Origin of the sequence: Deinococcus carri, from assembly GCF_039545055.1 — a bacterium.
Classification (GTDB): Bacteria; Deinococcota; Deinococci; order Deinococcales; family Deinococcaceae; genus Deinococcus; species Deinococcus carri.
In genome coordinates, this window is sequence record NZ_BAABRP010000001.1 from 416,687 (window position 1) to 432,231 (window position 15,545).

Annotated in this window: 20 protein-coding genes; 13 read left to right on the plus strand and 7 right to left on the minus strand. The window is 69.1% G+C overall.

Annotated features, from left to right (window positions below; genetic code table 11):
* Positions 1-54: 54 nt before the first annotated feature.
* The 5 genes from ABEA67_RS02125 to ABEA67_RS02145 all read left to right on the plus strand — a co-directional run bounded on the left by ABEA67_RS02125 (position 55) and on the right by ABEA67_RS02145 (position 2,075).
* Entirely contained in the window at positions 55-621 is a 567-nt protein-coding gene (locus ABEA67_RS02125) for a protein-methionine-sulfoxide reductase heme-binding subunit MsrQ (protein WP_345460161.1), read from the plus strand.
* A gap of 67 nt (positions 622-688) precedes the next feature.
* A complete protein-coding gene (locus tag ABEA67_RS02130) occupies positions 689-1,051 on the plus strand; it encodes a DUF3208 domain-containing protein (protein ID WP_345460165.1) in 363 nt (120 codons plus the stop codon).
* Positions 1,048-1,260: a hypothetical protein gene (locus ABEA67_RS02135; RefSeq protein WP_345460168.1), complete on the plus strand. Its 213-nt coding sequence runs from the start codon at positions 1,048-1,050 to the stop codon at positions 1,258-1,260. The genes ABEA67_RS02130 and ABEA67_RS02135 overlap by 4 nt, the downstream gene beginning before the upstream one ends.
* Entirely contained in the window at positions 1,257-1,835 is a 579-nt protein-coding gene (locus ABEA67_RS02140) for a type 1 glutamine amidotransferase family protein (RefSeq protein ID WP_345460171.1), read from the plus strand. Before ABEA67_RS02135 ends, ABEA67_RS02140 begins: the two co-directional genes overlap by 4 nt.
* 3 nt (positions 1,836-1,838) lie before the next feature.
* Complete coding sequence (locus tag ABEA67_RS02145; RefSeq protein WP_345460174.1) at positions 1,839-2,075, plus strand: hypothetical protein; 237 nt, start codon at positions 1,839-1,841, stop codon at positions 2,073-2,075.
* Positions 2,076-2,102: 27 nt separating this feature from the next.
* On the opposite strand, the gene ABEA67_RS02150 is transcribed toward ABEA67_RS02145, so the two are convergent.
* The 4 genes from ABEA67_RS02150 to gyrA form a co-directional block, all read right to left on the minus strand.
* Positions 2,103-3,110 (minus strand): NAD(P)/FAD-dependent oxidoreductase, encoded by a 1,008-nt coding sequence (locus ABEA67_RS02150; RefSeq protein WP_345460177.1) that lies wholly within the window; start codon positions 3,108-3,110, stop codon positions 2,103-2,105.
* An 84-nt stretch (positions 3,111-3,194) separates the two neighbouring features.
* Positions 3,195-4,568, minus strand: coding sequence for an FAD-dependent oxidoreductase (locus ABEA67_RS02155; RefSeq protein ID WP_345460180.1), 1,374 nt, complete (start codon positions 4,566-4,568; stop codon positions 3,195-3,197).
* A 130-nt stretch (positions 4,569-4,698) separates the two neighbouring features.
* The gene (locus ABEA67_RS02160; protein WP_345460183.1) at positions 4,699-5,319 is read right to left on the minus strand and encodes a helix-turn-helix domain-containing protein; all 621 of its coding nucleotides are present in this window, start codon (positions 5,317-5,319) and stop codon (positions 4,699-4,701) included.
* 332 nt (positions 5,320-5,651) lie between these two features.
* Positions 5,652-8,081, minus strand: coding sequence for a DNA gyrase subunit A (gene gyrA, locus ABEA67_RS02165; RefSeq protein WP_345460186.1), 2,430 nt, complete (start codon positions 8,079-8,081; stop codon positions 5,652-5,654).
* 234 nt (positions 8,082-8,315) lie between these two features.
* Between gyrA and ABEA67_RS02170 the strand changes: the two genes are divergently transcribed.
* The 4 genes from ABEA67_RS02170 (at position 8,316) to ABEA67_RS02185 (ending at position 10,209) form a co-directional block, all read left to right on the plus strand.
* Positions 8,316-8,993 carry a tyrosine-protein phosphatase gene (locus ABEA67_RS02170; protein ID WP_345460189.1) on the plus strand — a complete coding sequence of 226 codons (678 nt, stop codon included), beginning with the start codon at positions 8,316-8,318 and terminating at the stop codon, positions 8,991-8,993.
* Positions 8,994-9,030: 37 nt separating this feature from the next.
* Positions 9,031-9,381 (plus strand): roadblock/LC7 domain-containing protein, encoded by a 351-nt coding sequence (locus ABEA67_RS02175; RefSeq protein ID WP_345460193.1) that lies wholly within the window; start codon positions 9,031-9,033, stop codon positions 9,379-9,381.
* Between the two features lie 190 nt (positions 9,382-9,571).
* Positions 9,572-9,913: a roadblock/LC7 domain-containing protein gene (locus ABEA67_RS02180; protein WP_345460196.1), complete on the plus strand. Its 342-nt coding sequence runs from the start codon at positions 9,572-9,574 to the stop codon at positions 9,911-9,913.
* Positions 9,910-10,209 (plus strand): roadblock/LC7 domain-containing protein, encoded by a 300-nt coding sequence (locus ABEA67_RS02185; RefSeq protein WP_345460199.1) that lies wholly within the window; start codon positions 9,910-9,912, stop codon positions 10,207-10,209. The genes ABEA67_RS02180 and ABEA67_RS02185 overlap by 4 nt, the downstream gene beginning before the upstream one ends.
* A gap of 65 nt (positions 10,210-10,274) precedes the next feature.
* Here the strand turns inward: ABEA67_RS02185 and ABEA67_RS02190 are convergent, their stop codons facing one another.
* Entirely contained in the window at positions 10,275-11,108 is an 834-nt protein-coding gene (locus ABEA67_RS02190) for a PIG-L deacetylase family protein (protein WP_345460201.1), read from the minus strand.
* A gap of 61 nt (positions 11,109-11,169) precedes the next feature.
* Between ABEA67_RS02190 and ABEA67_RS02195 the strand changes: the two genes are divergently transcribed.
* Entirely contained in the window at positions 11,170-11,427 is a 258-nt protein-coding gene (locus tag ABEA67_RS02195) for a hypothetical protein (RefSeq protein WP_345460204.1), read from the plus strand.
* On the opposite strand, the gene ABEA67_RS02200 is transcribed toward ABEA67_RS02195, so the two are convergent.
* The gene (locus tag ABEA67_RS02200; RefSeq protein WP_345460207.1) at positions 11,358-11,600 is read right to left on the minus strand and encodes a hypothetical protein; all 243 of its coding nucleotides are present in this window, start codon (positions 11,598-11,600) and stop codon (positions 11,358-11,360) included. The genes ABEA67_RS02195 and ABEA67_RS02200 overlap by 70 nt on opposite strands.
* Before the next feature lie 185 nt (positions 11,601-11,785).
* Here ABEA67_RS02200 and gluQRS point away from each other — a divergent pair, with 185 nt between their 5' ends.
* Genes gluQRS through trpA form a run of 3 tightly spaced genes read left to right on the plus strand, consistent with a single transcriptional unit; the run spans position 11,786 to position 14,874 of the window.
* Positions 11,786-12,712 (plus strand): tRNA glutamyl-Q(34) synthetase GluQRS, encoded by a 927-nt coding sequence (gluQRS, locus tag ABEA67_RS02205; protein WP_345460210.1) that lies wholly within the window; start codon positions 11,786-11,788, stop codon positions 12,710-12,712.
* A gap of 57 nt (positions 12,713-12,769) precedes the next feature.
* Complete coding sequence (trpB, locus tag ABEA67_RS02210; RefSeq protein ID WP_345460213.1) at positions 12,770-14,074, plus strand: tryptophan synthase subunit beta; 1,305 nt, start codon at positions 12,770-12,772, stop codon at positions 14,072-14,074.
* Positions 14,071-14,874 carry a tryptophan synthase subunit alpha gene (gene trpA, locus ABEA67_RS02215; RefSeq protein WP_345460216.1) on the plus strand — a complete coding sequence of 268 codons (804 nt, stop codon included), beginning with the start codon at positions 14,071-14,073 and terminating at the stop codon, positions 14,872-14,874. Before trpB ends, trpA begins: the two co-directional genes overlap by 4 nt.
* Positions 14,875-14,974: 100 nt before the next feature.
* On the opposite strand, the gene ABEA67_RS02220 is transcribed toward trpA, so the two are convergent.
* A complete protein-coding gene (locus ABEA67_RS02220; protein ID WP_345460219.1) occupies positions 14,975-15,505 on the minus strand; it encodes a ferritin-like domain-containing protein in 531 nt (176 codons plus the stop codon).
* Positions 15,506-15,545 lie beyond the last annotated feature (40 nt).

A 15,545-nucleotide genomic window follows, 5' to 3' on the forward strand; every position in this document is an offset into this window, starting at 1 on the left:
AGGTCGGCGCGTGCCCGCACCTCCTCCCCGCCGCTCCCGTGGCTGGGGCCGGGTGTGGTGGTGGGCGGGCTGCTGCCGGTGGCCGTGCTGCTGCTGGATGCCGGGAGCGGGGCGCTGGGAGCCAACCCGGTCCAGCGCGCCATCCTGCAAAGCGGGCAACTGGCGCTGGCGCTGCTGCTGCTCTCGTTGGCCTGCACGCCCCTGCGCCGCCTGACGGGCTGGACCTGGCCCGCGCGCATCCGCAAGGCACTGGGGCTGCTGGCCTTCGTGTATGCCCTGCTGCACTTCGGTCTGTATCTCTTCGACCACGGCTTCACGCCGGACGTGGTGCTGGAAGACGTGCTGAAGCGGCCCTTCGTGACGGTGGGGTTCGCGGCGCTGGTGCTGCTGCTTCCCCTGGCCCTGACCAGCACCCGGGACGCCGTGCGCCGCCTGGGCTTTTTGCGCTGGCAGCGCCTGCACCGGCTGGTGTACGCCGCCGCCCTGCTGGGCGTGCTGCACTACTGGTGGGGCGTGAAAAAGGACCACACCGCCCCGCTGATAGCGGCCCTGGTCCTCGCCGCGCTGCTGGCCGCGCGCCTGCTGCGGCAGCGGCGGGGGAGGGCGCGCTCCGGTTCCTGAGTGCCCGGCCTTGACCCCTTGCTTATCCATCTCCCTCCGGCCGCCCGAGCGGGTATGCTGCGGGGCGATGAGCACCCCAGACGAGCACGGGGAGGCGGGAGGTCGCGCCGCCGTGCGCCTGCTTCAGGGCTACCTCTGGCACCCCAGTCACGCCGACGTGGACCTGGAACACTACCTGCCCCATGAGCTGGACGACGCCCACGTGCTGTGGGACACGGTCACGCCGCCCTTCGCCTTTTTCGAGAACGGCGAGCCGACTGCCGGCCAGACCTTCTACCAGTTCACGGTGTTGGGTGTCTACGACGACAAGCCGAACGGCGACGCCCTGCACGCCAACGCCGAGGCCGCCAGCCAGGCGCTGGGGCCGCTGCTGGACGCCACCCCCCCTGGCGTCGGCTGGCAGCTCTGGGAGGACCTGCGCGAGCTATGAGCGGGGGGACAGCCGCGCTGGTCTGGCTCGACCTGTTCGTGGAGGGCGACCCCCACCCCCGCCGCTTTGACGGCCCCGACACCCTGCGGGCCTACCTGGCGCGTATCGAGCGCCTGCCCGGCGACGTCATCACGCGGCTGCTGGAGCGCGGGGAGGTCGGCCCGCCTGCTGCCCGGCGAGTGTACCGCGTCCAGCCCCTCCAGCCATGACCGGTGCCCCCGAGCCGCAGGCCCCCGAGGGTCCCGTGGTCGCCATTCCCGTCTACGCGGACGTCAGCGAGCTGGAACTGGGGCTGATGGTCGCTGTCTGCCGCCTGTGCGGGGGCGAGGGAGCCACCCGCACCGTAAACCGCTCGCGGGCCAGCATCGTGACTGCCGGGGGGCTGGTCAGCACGCCGCACGTGCTGTATGCCGCCCTGCCCGAGCCGGCGGGCCTGCTTCTTCCCGGCGGCCCTGGCGCGCAAAAGGCGGCCCGCGACCCCCTGCTGCGTGAGTTCCTGGCCCGCCACGCCGCGCTTCCCACCGGCGCGAGCGGCAGCGGCCTGCTCCTGCTGGGCGAGGCGGGCGTGCTGCGGGACCGGGTGGTGGGCGGCCCCGCCGACCTGGCCGATACCCTCTGGGGCCATGCCCCCGCCGAGGTGCGCCCCGGCGAGGTCGTTACCGATGGACCGCTGACCACCACGCCCGGCGGCCTGCCCGCCCTGCACGCGGCCCTGGCCGTCGCCGCCCACCTCTGGGGCGAGGAGGCTGCACGCGACGCCGCCCGCCGCCTGGGCCACCCCTAACCTGTGGAAGAGGTCCGCGAATACGTCACCCTACCTGCTGCCCCGGATGAGCCGACCCTCACCGCGCTGCTGGCGACTCCCGGTGGGGCAGCCCTGCACGCCCGGAACGGCACCGATGCGGTGGGCCGTTCCCGCACCGTCCTGACTCTGGCCCACCCCGACCCCGAGGTGGTCGCCGTGACTCGCCAGAACCTCCTGCGCGCCTGCCGTGAGCGCGGCGTGCGGGCATTCGTGGTTTGAGGAAGGTCGCCGGGTGTAGCAGCCTCGCTAGCCCTGGCTCCTGTCCTCCGGGTACCCGCCCCGCTCGCTGCTGTGCCCCGGGCGCACCTTCAGGTCGGGCCGCACATGATGCGTGGCGTGGTTGGCGGCGATGGCGGCCTGGGCAAAGGCCAGCGAGAGCAGCTTGAAGTCCCCGCCCGAGCGAGCGAGGTCGCCCACCACGTAGACGCCCGGCAGGGCCGTCTGGCCGCCGGAGCTGTCCGGCACGTACTCGCCCTCCCAGCCCAGCGGCCAGCCCAGCAGGGGGGAGAGGTCGGGCAGGTAGCCGTTCAGAACCAGCACGGTATCGGCCTGGACCTCCACCGTGTCGCCGCCCACCGTCACCTCTGCTCCCTGCGGGGTGAGGCAGGTCAGTACCGCGGGGGCCAGGACATGGACGCGGCCCGCTTCCCGCGCTGCCTCCAGCCGCGCGAGCATTTGTGGGTCGCCCCGGAAGCCCGCCCGCCGATGCGTGAGGGCAACCGTCGCACCAGCCTCGGCCAGTTCCAGAACCGCCCGTGTCGCCTGGGGCACGCCCCCCACGACCAGCAACCGCCTTCCCGTGAGGCTGGCCGGGTCGGGCAGGTCCGTTCTCACGTCCGGGTGAGTCTCCGTGCCGGGCACCCGCACCTCACGCGGGAGGAGTGCTCCCATGCCTGCGGCCAGAATGACAGCTCCCGCCCTGTACCTGCCGCCGTCCGTGCCGACCACCCAGCCACCCTGGCCGTCCGGTTCGAGGCTACGGGCTACCTCGCCGGTGCGGAGGTCTACATTCAGCGGTGCCAGTTGGGCGACCAGTGCCGCCACCAGTTCCGCGGCTCGCACCTGGGGCGTGCCCGGCGCATCGTAGATCACCTTGTCGGGGTACAGCGCCATCAGTTGCCCGCCGACCTCGCCCCGCGCCTCCAGCACGCGCACGCTCAGGCCCCGCCACGCCGCGTAAAAGGCCGCGTGCAGTCCCGCCGGGCCGCCGCCGAGAACCAGGATGTCGGTGGGTGGGGGCGGCTCGCTCTGCATGGGGGGGAGTATGGCAGATGGCAGAAAGCGAAAGGCAGAAGGCGGATGGCTTGGTCCCTTGCCTTCTGCCTTTCGCTTTCTGCCTTACTTCCGCCGATGCGTCAGCATCTCGTGCTTGTGCACGACCTTGGCGCGGGGGCGGCCCTGGGCCTGGCCCTGGGCGAGTTCGTGGGTGTCCAGCACCTGCCAGTCGTGGAAGGTGTACACGTCCACGCCCCGGCCTTGCAGCAGGGCGTCCACCGCTTCACGGGTGGGCTGGGGGGCGGCGGGAAGCGTTCCGGCTTTCGCGTCGGTCAGCAGGTGGGCCACGGTGTCCACGGCGTCCTTGCGGTTGGTGCCGATCACGCCGCTGGGGCCGCGCTTGATCCAGCCGGCGGTGTATTCGCCCGCGCGGCCCTCCACCCGGCCCTCCAGGTTGGGAATCACGCCGCGCCGCTCGTCGAAGGGGACGCCGGGCAGGCTGACGCCCTTGTAGCCCACCGAGCGCAGCACCATCTGCACCGGCAGCGTCTCGTACTCGCCGGTGCCCACCGCGTTGCCCTGCTCGTCCAGGCGGTTTTTCTCGACTTTCAATCCGCCCACGTTGCCCTGGCCGTCGTCCACAATCTCGACCGGCGACACCAGGAAGCGCAGGTGAATGCGGCGGTCCTTCCCCTCCGGCGTGCGCCCGGCGAAGTCGCGCAGCACTTCCAGGTTCTTCTTGACCGTGTTGTCGCTGACCTGCGCCTCTTCCGCCTCGCTGACGGCGATTTCCTCCGGCTTCACGACCGGGTCGGCCCCGCTCAGCTCCCCGAACTCGCGCAGTTCCTTGGTCGTGAACTTGGCCTGGAGGGGTCCGCGGCGGCCCAGCACCCACACGTCCCGCACGTGGCTGTGTTCGAGGGCACCCAGGGCGTGTGCGGCGATGTCGCTGCTGTGCAGTTCCTCGGTGGTCTTGACCAGGATGCGGCTCACGTCCAGCGCCACGTTCCCCACGCCGACCACGGCCACCCCGGTCGCGCTCAGGACCATGTCGCGGGCCGCCGCGTCGGGGTGGCCGTTGTACCACGCGACAAACTCGGTGGCGCTCATGCTGCCGCGCAGGTCCTCGCCGGGAATGCCCAGGCGGCGGTCGGAGGACGCGCCCACGGTATACACGACGGCGTCGTAATGCTGGCGGGCTTCCTCGTGCGTGAGGTCCGTCCCGAACTCCACGTTGCCCAGAAAGCGCACGCGCGGGTCGGAGAGGGTCTTCTCGAAGCCCTTCGTGACACTTTTGATGGTGAGGTGATCGGGGGCGACACCATAGCGAACGAGGCCGTAAGGGGTGGGGAGGCGGTCGAACACGTCCACCTCGACCGGCAGGTCCGTCTGCTTGAGCAGCGCCTCGGTGGCAAAGACGCCGCTGGGGCCGCTGCCGATCACGGCGACCCGCAGGGGCCGTTCGGGGGTGAAGGGGGTCTGGGCTTGGCTCGTCACCCTGCGAGTGTAGCGGCCCGGCCCCCGGTGCGGTCTGCCGTATCTGGACGAATCTGTCTTCACCGCCCGAAAACGAAAAACCGCCCGGGGTGTCCCGGACGGTCGGTGCGAGGTGAAGGGGAGGGCGGGGTTACGCCGCCGCGATCTGGCCGAGGGCCTGCTCGTTCTTGAGGGTGATCTTGCCGTAGCCGGCGCTGATCACGCCCTCGCGGCTGAGTTCGCCGACCACCTTGGTCACGGTTTCGCGCACGCTGCCGACGGCGGCAGCCAGTTCGTCGTGGGTGGCGTAGATCATCGTCTCGCCGCTGTCGAGCTGGGTGGCGAGGGCCGTATCCTTCAGCTCCAGCAGCTCACCAGCGATGCGGGCGCGCAGGCGCTTGCCGACCAGGCGGTAGATGCTCTCGTAGGCGCGTTCCAGCGTCTTGACGAGGTGAGTGGTCACGACCAGGTTGTCCTCGGCGGTCATCAGGGCGGGGTTGATCACGTCCACCGTGGAGTCGGTCACGGCCTCCGCGAAGTAGGCGCGGTTGACGCCCGCCAGGGCTTCCTCGCCGAAGTACTCGCCGGGCTTCACGTAGCGCAGCGTCAGGCCGTTGCCGTCGTCGTCCATCGTGTGCACGCGCACCAGGCCGGAGGCGACGCGGTAGAGCATGTCGCTCTTGCCGGGGTACAGGATCACCGCGCCGGGGCGGTAGGTGACAGTGTCGACGAAGGTCTTGTTCAGGGAGGGGCTGGTGTTGGTCTGCGTCATTAGGCTCGCCTCCTGGGCGTTGGATTCTGGGGGTTCTCGGGGTCCGGGGACATCCCGGTACAGGTCACAGTGTAACCTCTCGTCACGATTTTGTAAACACTTTTGTTTCTTTAAAAATGTTTTAGATTACGAAGCTCGGCAGTGGGTAGGGAGGCCGAAATCGGCTCTACGTCGAACAAAAAAAGGTGGGGTGCGTGTGGCCTCACCTCATACTTTCCTCATCGTTCCACCATTCCAGATTCCTCGTTGCGCGTGCGGTAGGCGACGGGAGAACCGGGAGAAAAAAGTGTGCCCGACCACCGGGGCCGGGCACACCTGAAGCCTGCGGGGGATTACAGCTCGTCCTCGCGCCGGATGGAGAAGGCGCTGATCACGCGGTCCTTGTCCCCGATGTTGATCACCTTCACGCCCTGGGCGTTGCGGCCCGTCACGCGGACCTCCTCGACGCGGGTGCGGATCACGGTGCCCTTCTCGGTCAGGACCATCAGTTCCTCGTTCCCGGCGACGTGGGTCAGGGTCACCAGTTGGCCGGTCTTGTCGGTCACGTCCAGGGTGATCACGCCCAGGCCGCCGCGGCCCTTGCTGGGGTAGTCGCTGACGGGGGTGCGCTTGCCCAGGCCGTACTCGCTGACGGCCAGCAGCTCGCTGCCTTCCTCGCCGCCGGGGACCAGGGCCATGCTGACCACCTGATCGTCCTCGCGCAGGCGCATGCCGATCACGCCCTGGGTGGCGCGGCCCGTGTCGCGGACCTCGGTCGCGGCAAAGCGCATCGCCTGGCCGCCGCAGGTCGCCAGCACCACATCATCGCCGTCGCGCTGGATGCTCACGCCGATCAGCTCGTCGCCGGGCTGGAGGTTGATCGCGATCAGGCCCGCCGAGGTGATGTTGCCGTACTCGGTGATCAGGGTCTTTTTGACCATGCCGCGCTTGGTCGCAAAGACGAAGCTGCCCGGCTCGTCGAAGCCCTTCACGCTCAGCACGGAGGCGATGTTCTCGTCCTCGCGCAGGGAGGGCAGCAGGTTGCGGATGTGGGTGCCCTTGGCGTCGCGGCCCGCTTCCGGCAGGTCGTAGATCTTCTCGTGGAAGACGCGGCCCGCGTCGGTGAAGAACAGCAGGTAGTCGTGCGTGCTGCCCACGAATACGCGGGTGTTGATGTCCTCGTCGCGCAGCTTGCCGCCCGACGCACCGCGTCCGCCCCGGCCCTGGGCACGGTAGGCGTCGAGCTTGGTGCGCTTGAGGTAGCCCGCCTTGGTCATGGTGATCACCATGTCCTCGACGGCGATCAGGTCTTCCTTGGAGATGTCGTCTTCCAGGTCGGTGATGGTCGAGCGGCGCTCGTCGCCGTAGCGGTCGCGGACCTCGCGGATTTCCTTCTTGATCTCGCGCCACAGCAGCTTCTCGTCACCCAGGATCGAGCGCAGGCGGGCGATGGTCTTTTGCAGTTCGTCGTACTCGCCCAGCAGCTTCTCGCGCTCCAGGCCGACCAGACGTTGCAGGCGCATGTCCAGAATCGCCTGCGCCTGAATCTCGGACAGGCCGAAGCGGGCCATCAGCACGTCACGCGCCTCGGCCCCCGTGTTGCTGCCGCGAATCAGGCTGATGACCTCGTCGATGTGGTCGAGCGCCTTGATCAGGCCTTCGAGCACGTGGGCGCGTTCCTCGGCCTTTTTCAGGTCGTAGCGCGTCCGGCGCGTCACCACGTCGCGGCGGTGGGCCAGGAAGGCGCGCATGGTGTCGATCAGGGGCAGCACGCGCGGCTCGCCGTTCACGATGCTGAGGTTGATCACCGTGAAGGTGCTCTGAAGCTGGGTGTACTTGTACAGTTGGTTCAGCACCAGCGTCGGAATCGCGCCGCGCTTCAGCTCCACGACGATGCGCACCGGGTCCTTGCGGTCGGACTCGTCGCGCAGGGCGGAGATGTCCGGAATCTTCCCGGCCTTGTACATCGCGCTGATCGTCTGGATCAGGTTGGTCTTGTTCACCTGATACGGGATCTCGGAAATGATGATCTGGGTGCGCCCGTTCTTCTCGTCGATGCGGGCCTTGCCACGCACCTTCAGCCCGGCGTGCCCGGTCGCGTAGGCATCACGGATGCCCTGGCGGCTGATGCGCCCGCCGGTGGGGAAGTCCGGCCCCAGCACGTGCGTCATCATCTCGTCGAGCTGGATCTCGGGCTTGTCGATCAGTGCGAGCAGGCCGTTGCTGATTTCGGTCAGGTTGTGCGGCGGAATGTTGGTCGCCATGCCCACCGCGATGCCCACCGCACCGTTAATCAGCAGGTTGGGCACCGCCGACGGCAGCACGCTGGGTTCCTCGGTGGTCTCGTCGTAGTTGGGCTTGAGGTCGACCGTCTCCTTTTCGAGGTCGGCCAGCACCTCCTCGGCCACCTTGGTCATCCTGGCCTCGGTGTAGCGCATCGCGGCGGGCGGGTCGCCGTCGATGGAGCCGAAGTTGCCCTGGGGGTCCACCAGCGTGTAGCGCATGTTCCACCACTGGCCGAGGCGCACCATCGCGTCGTAGATCGACGAGTCGCCGTGCGGGTGGTACTTCTTCATCACCTCACCGACCACGGAGGCGCTCTTGGCGTGTTTGTGGTTGCTGGCGAGGCCTTCGAGCAGCATCGCGTACATGATCCGGCGCTGCACCGGCTTGAGGCCGTCGCGCACGTCGGGCAGCGCCCGGTCCACGATCACGTTCATCGCATAGTTGATGAAGTTGGACTTGACTTCGCTGGTGATGTCAACGGGATGAATTCCAGTCATGAGGCTCCAGTCAGGGGTGCGCCAGCCGGAGGGGGTCCGCTGGCGGTGAGAGGGGAAGAAACCCGGCCAGCGCCCATCTTGCAAGCGGGCCGGGGATGGAATGAGTATACCACATTATGCTGTTAGCGTAACGCGACCCATTCCCTTCACTGCTGCCATTCTACCGCACGGGGACGCCAAAAACAGGAAGCGGAGGGGGTGGTTGTGCACCCTACCAGCCCTCACCATGCACGGATGCCTGTCCCCGATGGTGCCCTCAACTTCCGCCGTCCCCTGCCCGGCCTGTGGCGCAGCGGCAACCTCAGCCGCCTGAGTGAACGGGGGAGGCGCGAGCTGCTGGCGGCGGGATTCGTGCGCATTCTGGACCTCCGCAACCGGGCAGAGCGGGACATGGACGCGCCGCCCTTTCTCGGGCGCACTGAATACCTGAACCTTCCCCTGCTGCCCTACCGCAACCGCGCCCTGAATACGGCGGCGGCAGAGGCACAGACGAATGCCGACCACTACCGCGCCCACCTCGACCATGCCGCGAACCAGATCGTCGCCATCCTGGGGGCAATTCTGGACGCGCCCCCCGGCCGGGTCCTGATCCACTGCCACGCCGGGAAGGACCGCACTGGACTGATCGTGGCCCTGTGTCTGGAACTGACAGGGATGCCGCGCGGAGAAATCGCCGCCGATTATGCGGCGAGTGAACCGGAACTCTGGGCCTTCTACGCTGACTCCCAGACCAGGCGAACCTCGGCAGAGCGGGTGAAGGTGGAACCCTTCGTCGCCTCCCGCCCGGAAGACATCCTGACGGCCCTGGAGCATCTGGACGCGGACTGGGGTGGCGTCGGGCCGTACCTCGCCGCGCACGGCTTCAGCGAGGCAGAGCAGACCGGGCTACGCGAACGTCTGACACATTTGTGAGACTTTTGCGTTACTTGGCCGCCTATGATGCCGGCTGATGCTGCCTCATCTCACACAACTGGTGGCGGACGTGGACGGGGCGTGGGCCGCCGCAATCGGTGGGCTGGACGGCCTGCTGGTCGAGGGCCACGCCGCCGCGGTCACGGACCTGAACCTTCTCGTCGCGGAGCATGCGGGGCTGCTGCGGGCCACGAGCGCCGCCTACGGCGAAACGCTGGGGGCGGGCGCGATGCGCGAGCTGTACCTGCGCGGCGAGCGCCTCGGCGTGTACCTGCATCCCATCACCCCCGACTTCTTCCTGCTGCTGGCCCTGGACGCCCGCAGCAACCTGGGGCAGGCCCGGCTGTATGGCCGCGAGGCCGCCCGCCAACTGGAGAGCTACCTGTGATACGGTTTCCGTCCAATCCGTTATCGAAGCGGGAAAGCGCCGATTCGATAACTCCTTTCCCGGCAACCGTTTTTTTCCTCCTCGCTCTGCTTCGCAGCTTTACAAGTCCGCTCGGGTTGAACAGTTTTTATAACTGTTCAACCGGAATCCGTATGAACGCCGTGAACTGCCCTGCTGGCCCGGAGGCAAGATGAGACTCGATTCCCTGCGCGGCGTGCCGGGTGTGATGGCCTGCGCCCTGGTCAGCCCGGACGGCCTGCCCATCGAACTGCTGGGCGAGGGGGGTGAGGCCCTGGCCGCCGAACTCGCCTCGCTCCGGGTGGGCCTGGACCGCCTGAGCCGCCGCCTGGGCGCGGGCTACGTGACCCGCCTCGCCTTTACCAGCGAGCGGGTCGAGGTGGTGGCCGTGACCAGCGGCGACTTCACCCTCGGCGTGGCCGTGACGCGCGGCCACGACACCCGCCTGGCGCAGCAGCTTCTGGCGCGCCTGGCCCTCGAACTCACCGACCTGCCGCGGGCGGAACCGGCATGATCCAGCAACTGCTGGAAGTGCGCGGCATCCGGCACGTCGCCCTGATCGACGCGGCAGGCAGCATCGTGGCGAGTGCGGGCAGCGGTGCCGATATCAGCGTGGTGCCGGCGGGGCGCGCGGTGGTGGGGAGCCTGCGCGCCGCTCTGGGTCAGGGCGAGTGGCAGGACCTGCTGCTGGACGTGGAGGACGGCCCCATCCTGCTCACGCCACACGGCAACCAGGTGCTGCTGACCGCCTTCGACCGGGTGGACAGCCTGGGCCGGGTACGCTTCGCGGTGCGGCGGCTGCTGGGGTAGAGGGGTGGGCGGCGTGTGGCCGGTGGCCCGGCAGGGCGTTCTTGCCCCGGGCCACCGGCCGCGCGTCAATCGTCCAGCTCCCCCAGCCCCGGCACCCCGTCGAACAGCCCACGCAGCGGGTACCGTTCCAGCGCCGTGCGCGTGCCGCCGATGCTGAAGCTCTCGGTGCCCAGCAGCCGTTGTTCCATCGCGGCGCGTTCCTCGGGCGTCATGCGGCCCAGCAGGCTCTGCTCGCCCGTCTGCGTGCCGTGGGCGGCCAGGGCGGCTTTCTTGTTCTCGGCGTAGGCGGCCACGTTCATGCGCACGGCCACCGTTCCCTCGCTCACCCCATAGACCAGGGGGTCGAGGTCCTGGCCCATGCGCGCGAGGCCCTGCGCCGCCGCGTGGGTCAGCGCCGTGTAATACAGCCGCTGCGGCCCGCCGCCCGGCAGGTGCCCGGTGCTGAAGAAGGCGGCGGTGGCGGCCCGGTGAATCTGAAGGTGGTCCACGTGCCCGTACGCGCCGTGGGGGTCGAAGGTGACCATCACCTGCGGCTGCACCTCCTCGACGAGGGCGCGCACTTTGATTTCCACGTCCAGCGGGTTCACGTTCATCAGGGCGAGCGGGTCGTTATGGCGGGTGCGCTCGAAGCGGCCCGAGTCGTGATAGTCCAGAAAGACGGGTTCGGGAATCTCCAGGGCGCGGCAGGCGGCGCGCAGCTCTGCCTCGCGCTGCTGCCCCAGGTCGTCTACCGTCATGCCCGGCACCGTGATCTTGCCCGCCTCGCCGCGCGTGGCGCAGGCCAGCACCACCCGCACGCCCCGCCGGGCATAGTGGGTCAGCGTGCCGCCGATGCTGAAGGCCTCGTCGTCGGGGTGCGCGAACACGGCCAGAAGGGTCGCCTGTGGCTCTGGGGTCATGCGCGGCAGCATACGCCGGGAACGCCGGGGGCCACGCAGACGTAACGTCGGCATGAGAGCCATGCTCGGTGCCCTGTGGACCCTGCTCACGCAGCTTTTCCTCGCGCTGCTCGGGCAGCCGGTGCCGGGGCAGAGCCGCGCGGAACGCACCCGGAACCTGCGGCAGCGGACGCACACGGAGCCGGAGCGGGCCGGTGCCCTCGCCGCCCTGCGTGCGGTGGTGCGCGAGGCGCTGCTGGCCCTGACCTTTCAGCCCTCGCCCGAGTCGCCGCCTGCCTCTTCCCGTTCCGCTTCCTCCAGACGCAAACCGCGTTCGTAAAAATCCCATAGCTCCGCGGTCCACACCCCATAGATGCGGCGGCGGTTGCCGAGGTCTGCGGCCTCTAGTGCCTCGCCCAGAGCGCGGTAGAAGCGGCTGCCCTGCTCGCGCATCGCCCGCGTGGTCCAGTACGTCTCGGCCTGGAGGAGGGTCTGCACGCGGTCGTCGGTCATGCCGCCATGATAAGAATCCTGGTTGAACAGTGATGCCATCACTGCGAAACCCGACTGGAAGGACTCGCAGAGCTGCGCAGCAGAGAAGGAAAAGGACGGATTCCAGAATGGAGTGAGCCTTCAGCGTTTTCCTGAAGGCTCACGCAATGGCCGGAATCCGTCTGATGCCGCGCTAGCCTGGGTCCATGACCGCCTTCCCCGGAGTGGACCGTCCCGTGGTGGGCCGCTTCGCCCCCAGCCCGACCGGGGCGATGCACCTGGGCAATGCCCGGACGGCCCTGCTCGCGTGGCTGCACTCGCGGGCGCTGGGCGGGCGGCACCTCCTGCGCTTCGAGGACCTGGACACGGGCCGGGTCCGCCCCTGGGCCTGCGATACCACCCGCCGCGACCTGGCCTGGCTGGGCCTGGAGTGGGACGCCGAGTTCGTGCAGTCGGAGAGGCGGGAGGTCTACGCGGACGCCCTGGCGCGGCTCACGGCGGCGGGGCAGACCTACCCCTGCACCTGCACCCGGCGCGAGATTGCCCAGGCCATCGAGGAGAGCGCGGGCGCACCCCACGGTCAGGAGCCGGTCTACCCCGGTACCTGCCGCCTCCACCCCGCCGATCCAGCCCGCCCCGCCGCGGTGCGCTGGCGGGTGCCCGACGAGACGGTCTGTGTGATGGACGCCCTGACTGGGGGCACGCTCTGCCAGAACCTCCCCGCCGAGGTGGGCGACTTCGTGCTGCGGCGCAACGACGGCGTGTACGCCTACCACCTGGCCGTCGTGGTGGACGACGCACTGATGGGGGTGACAGACGTGGTGCGCGGCTTGGACCTCTGGCCCGCCACGCCCCGGCAGGTCGCTTTGGGGCGGGCGCTGGGATACCCGCAGCCGCGTTACCTGCACGTCCCTCTGATGACCGATTTTCGCGGCGAACGCCTCGCCAAGCGGGGAGGTGCGCCGCCCGTCCAGGCGCTGCGGGAGGGCGGGGAAGACGCCGGACGGGTGCTGGCGGCCCTGGCCCGGTCGCTGGGCTGGGAGGTTCCGGAAACGGTCGAGGCCGCCGAGTTGCTGCCGGTCTGGCGGGCGCGGCTGGAGGCGGCGGGATCCTTCATCAAGTCACAAACTTAGACCGCCTGTCTAAGTTTCCCTAACACCCGTTAGGCCCAGCGCTCTACTCTGAAAAATATGTCCCTGACACTTCCCACCTACCCGCAGCCGGACGCGCGGGGGCGGTACGGGCGCTTCGGCGGGCGCTACGTGCCCGAGACGCTGATTCCGGCGCTGGATGAACTGGAGCAGGCCTACAACGCCGCCAAAACCGACCCCGAGTTCCTGAACGAACTGGCCCGCCTGCTGACCGACTTCGTGGGCCGGCCCAGCGGCCTCTACCTGGCGCAGCGCCTCACCGACCACGCGGGCGGCGCGAAGATCTACCTCAAGCGCGAGGACCAGAACTACACCGGGGCGCACAAGATCAACAACTGCCTGGCGCAGGCGCTGCTGGCCCGGCGCATGGGCAAACGCCGCGTGATCGCCGAGACGGGGGCGGGGCAGCATGGGGTCGCCAGCGCCACCGCCGCCGCGTTGCTGGGGCTGGAGTGCATCGTCTACATGGGCGCGGAGGACATCCGCCGCCAGGCCATGAATGTCTTCCGCATGAAGCTGCTGGGCGCGGAGGTCCGCGAGGTCACGTCGGGCACCTCCACCCTCAAGGACGCCACCAACGAGGCCATCCGCGACTGGGTGACCAACGTGCGCGACACCTTTTACATCCTGGGCAGCGTGGTGGGGCCGCACCCGTACCCCGCGATGGTCCGCGACTTCCAGAGCGTGATCGGTGAGGAGGTCAAGGTGCAGCTTCAGGACCTCGAAGGCCGCGCCGCGCCCGACGCCATCGTCGCCTGCGTGGGGGGTGGCTCCAACGCCATCGGCATCTTCGCGCCCTATGCCTATCTGCCGCCCGCCCAGCGCCCCCGCCTGATCGGCACCGAGGCTGCCGGGGAGGGTGTGGACAGCGGCAAGCACGCGGCCAGCGTGGCGGGTGGGCGCATCGGCGTGCTGCACGGCTCGCTGATGTACCTGCTCAACGACGCCGAAGGCCAGATCGTCCCCCCGCACTCCATCAGCGCGGGCCTGGATTACCCCGGCATCGGCCCCGAACACTGTTACTACAGCGAGACGGGCGTGGCCGAGTACGTGCCCGTCACCGACGCGCAGGCGCTGGAGGGGCTGCAACTCCTCACCCGCCTGGAGGGCATCATTCCCGCGCTGGAAAGTGCCCACGCCATCTACCACGCCGTGCAGCTCGCGCGCGAACTCGGGCCGGAAGGTGTCATCGTGGTGAACTTGTCGGGGCGCGGCGACAAGGACGTGGCCGAGGTGATGCGCCTGCTTGACCTGGAAGCCCAGTCCCCCGAAGCCCAGTCCCCGGAAGCCCTGTCCTCGGCAGCACAGTCCCCGGAACCCCAGCGGGAAGAGGTGACCGCATGACCGCCACCCTGACCAGGGGGGCCGAGCGCCTCCACGCCGCCTTTGCGCGGGCGCAGGCCGAGGGCCGCGCGGCCTTTATTCCGTTCATGACGGCCGGATATCCGACGGCAGAGGCCTTTCCCGCCGTGGCCGACGCGCTGCTGTCCCAGGCCGACATTCTGGAGGTCGGTCTTCCCTACAGTGACCCCCTGGGCGACGGCCCCACCATTCAGCGGGCCAGCGAGCAGGCCCTGGCGGGCGGCACCAGCACCCGGCGCACGCTGGAACTGGTGGGGGCCTTACGCCAGCGGCACGATCAGCCCATCGTGGTGATGACCTACGTCAACCCCATCTACGCCGTCGGCCCGCGCGAGTTTATGCGCCTCGCGCAGGAGGCGGGTGTGGACGGCCTGATTCTCCCCGACCTGCCGCCCGACCAGGACATCGAGATTGCCGACCTGGCCGCCGAACATGGCCTCGCCGTCACCTTCCTGATCGCGCCCACCAGTACGCCGGAGCGGGTGCGGCTGGTGGCGGAGGCCTGCACCGGCTTCCTCTACGCCGTCAGCGTCACGGGCGTCACCGGCGCGCGCGAGGGGGCGGCGCTGGGCGAGGTGCCCGCCATGCTCGCCCTGGCCCGGCAGCACGCCCGCGTGCCTATCGCGGTCGGCTTCGGCGTCAAGGACCGGCAGACGGCCCACCAGGTCGCGCAGGTCGCGGACGGTGTGGTGGTCGGCAGCGCCTTTATCAACGCCATCGCGGGCGGGCAGGATGTGGCCGCGCTCGCCGCCGACATCGCGGCGGGGTGCCGCCGGGACTGACGGGGACGGCTTCGGGTAGATTCGACAGACTCGGCCCAACAGAACCCACAGAAAAGGTGCCCGCAGGGAAAGCTCTGCGGGCACTTCCGGGTAACCAGGGTTACTGGTTCATCGCCTCCATGTTGATGCCGCGGGCAAGGCTGGTCAGCTTCTGGTCGGTGGCCTTTTCCTCGTCCTCGGTGGTGCGCAGCAGGTCGGCGTCCTGCTGGCGGCCCAGGAGTTCGGCGTAGGTGCGCAGCGTGCCGTAGGCGGAAATCTCATAGTGCTCGGCGCGCTGGCCGGCGGCGATCAGGGCGGCGTCACGCACGGCGGGCGTGGCCTTTTCCTGGATGGTTTCCTGACCCTCGGCGACGATGCCCTGCATGGCCTTGCAGGTCTTGCCGCCGGGCTGCTGGCCCAGGTCCTGGAAGATCTGTTCCAGGCGCTGAATCTGCTGCTGGGTCTGTTGCAGGTGCATCTGGAACCCCTGGCTGAGCTGGGGGTCGCTGGCGGCCTGGGCCATCTTCGGTAGGGCCTGGGTCAGTTGCTGCTCTGCCGAGTACACGTCCTGAAGCTGCTCTAGGTAGAGGTCTTGCAGGTCAGTCATCTTCATGCTCATTCCGCCGCCGCTCTGTCCACTGCTTTGCGTCATGTTCAGCCTCCCTTGCTCTGACCCGCCCTGTCTGACCGGG